This window comes from Vreelandella lionensis (assembly GCF_002087295.1).
Classification (GTDB): Bacteria; Pseudomonadota; Gammaproteobacteria; order Pseudomonadales; family Halomonadaceae; genus Vreelandella; species Vreelandella lionensis.
In genome coordinates, this window is record NZ_MWVI01000069.1 from 1 (window position 1) to 1,858 (window position 1,858).

Below are 1,858 nucleotides of genomic sequence, written 5' to 3' on the forward strand. Positions count from 1 at the left end.
TTACTGTCCGGGATTAGTTGACCACTACAGGTGTCGGTGTCGAGGTTGATCGCTAGGTTCATGGTATGTCTCAAGGTCGTGTAGCTGATGACCTTTATAATAATGTGCAATGCACACTTTTTCAAGCTAAACGCACACTTTTATAGCTTCTGTTAATCAGCCTGAGCGAGCAATAAACAGCCTTAAAAGCGAGACTGCATGGGGTATTGATTGTTATTACAGAAGACTTACAAACATTGCAGTCGTGTGCATTGCACATTAAACTATCAGCAGTACCTATTAAATTGGAGGCCACATGGCGAACCTCAGGGCATCAACCGTGCAGATCGAGACGATCAAGGAGCATCCTGAGATCCAGCGTCTTATTCGCGACAATGAGTGCATAGCTCAGCTGGAGCCTTGGTCTGTCATGGAGATTCACCAAGCAGTCGATGGGCTGGTAGGCATCGACCTCGACCTACGAGACTCCACGCTGTTTGGCGACTTGTTGGCGCACTTCAACCAGGACAGCTCCCCTGCTCTTCCTGAAGCGCACACACAGGAGAGAGCCAGGGATCGCGCTAGGCGCTGCTGGGGCCTTGAAGCGTAGTCTCCACCTTAGATGCGCTGTAAGGCGGCATATATGAACGAACGTTGCTGGTAGGCACCAGTAGCGATATATAGAGAGATATTAATGAGCACTTCCGAGAAACCGACGAATGAAGCTCTCCGTCAGCTTATGGAGCGGCATGGCTTGAACCAGAATCATGTGGCCACCCTGACTGGGTATAGCGTGGAGACGGTGAAGGGTTGGTTCGCCTCGCCTGACTCTACCCGCTACCGCGCAGTTCGCAAGCCGGTATTGGAATCGGTGCGCCGCGCTATTGAGCTAGGCGAGCACTACAAGCTGGACGGGATAAAGATTCCCAAGACGAAAGGCTGAGACCGATAGAAATGGCACTGAATGATACGAGCCCGGAAGAGACGATAGTTACAAGTAACCAACCAGTACAGATTGACCTCGAATACACGGCCGATCGTAAAAGCGTTATGCGTTTGGTGGCGCTCATTGGCCAGGATGGCCGACTGTGGTCAGACGAGATGTATGGCTATGCTAAAGAGCGCGCAGACGAGAAAGAGCGGCTGACACTCTACCCTTTCGTGCTAATAGACATGACAGGGGAACATCGATGGTTTCAGGCTGAGTGGGGTAACGATGATCCGACAGCAACTATTATCGACTTCAAGGGCAGGCCCTTGGCAGTAGATGACGAGGTAGAGCGTGTCGACACATTTCAGGGCCAGGATGAGCGCTCTGTGTATTCAATCACCTCGATCCGCCCTTGGCGGGGGATAGCGGGATGGCCAAATGAAAACTGATAGAGGGTCCTTATGCCCAACAGCTTGAGAAATGGTTTATCGAAAAGCGCGATGCAAGCTCTTGTCATCAATGCTTGTATCGATAGATTAGAGGATTTTCGTAAATACACTGATGAGCTGGACAGCAAATTCCATAGTGATAAACAAGCGCTTATCAATTCCTATGATTTGCCGCGTGAAAACTTCGGTCGAGATGAGTATGAATATCAGGAGATAATGGAATTTCTTTCTGATGATGTTTCGCAAATAGAAAACGTATTCGTTGGGACATTCAGAAGGTCCACCGTAGTTTCCTTATATTCTTTCCTTGAAAAGCAAATGGTCATGCTTTGCAAAAGGTTGAAGAAAAAAGATAATCTCCCGATCTCACTGGCAGACCTGCAGAAGAGTGGAGTGGAAGGCTCGAGGATTTATCTCTCGAAAATTGCAGGACTAGATTTTCAGTCCAATGGCATGAACGGCTATTGGGTGGATGTAGTGGTCAACTAATCCCGGACAG

The 1,858-nt window shown here is 48.9% G+C and carries 4 protein-coding genes; all 4 read left to right on the plus strand.

The features are described 5' to 3' along the window. Positions 1 to 295 precede the first annotated feature (295 nt). Complete coding sequence (locus tag B4967_RS09585; protein WP_008958461.1) at positions 296 to 589, plus strand: hypothetical protein; 294 nt, start codon at positions 296 to 298, stop codon at positions 587 to 589. 84 nt (positions 590 to 673) lie between these two features. Then, the gene (locus B4967_RS09590; protein WP_083024942.1) at positions 674 to 922 is read left to right on the plus strand and encodes a helix-turn-helix domain-containing protein; all 249 of its coding nucleotides are present in this window, start codon (positions 674 to 676) and stop codon (positions 920 to 922) included. 116 nt (positions 923 to 1,038) lie between these two features. Continuing rightward, positions 1,039 to 1,359, plus strand: a complete 321-nt coding sequence (locus B4967_RS09595; RefSeq protein ID WP_139794464.1) for a hypothetical protein — start codon at positions 1,039 to 1,041, stop codon at positions 1,357 to 1,359. A gap of 12 nt (positions 1,360 to 1,371) precedes the next feature. Continuing rightward, a complete protein-coding gene (locus B4967_RS09600) occupies positions 1,372 to 1,848 on the plus strand; it encodes a hypothetical protein (RefSeq protein WP_083024946.1) in 477 nt (158 codons plus the stop codon). The last annotated feature ends 10 nt before the right edge of the window (positions 1,849 to 1,858 follow it).

Coding starts and splice junctions, on each gene's coding strand:
- B4967_RS09585 (WP_008958461.1), top strand. CDS start 296: ATGGCGAACCTCAGGGCATCAACCGTGCAGATCGAGACGATCAAGGAG.
- B4967_RS09590 (WP_083024942.1), top strand. CDS start 674: ATGAGCACTTCCGAGAAACCGACGAATGAAGCTCTCCGTCAGCTTATG.
- B4967_RS09600 (WP_083024946.1), top strand. CDS start 1,372: ATGCCCAACAGCTTGAGAAATGGTTTATCGAAAAGCGCGATGCAAGCT.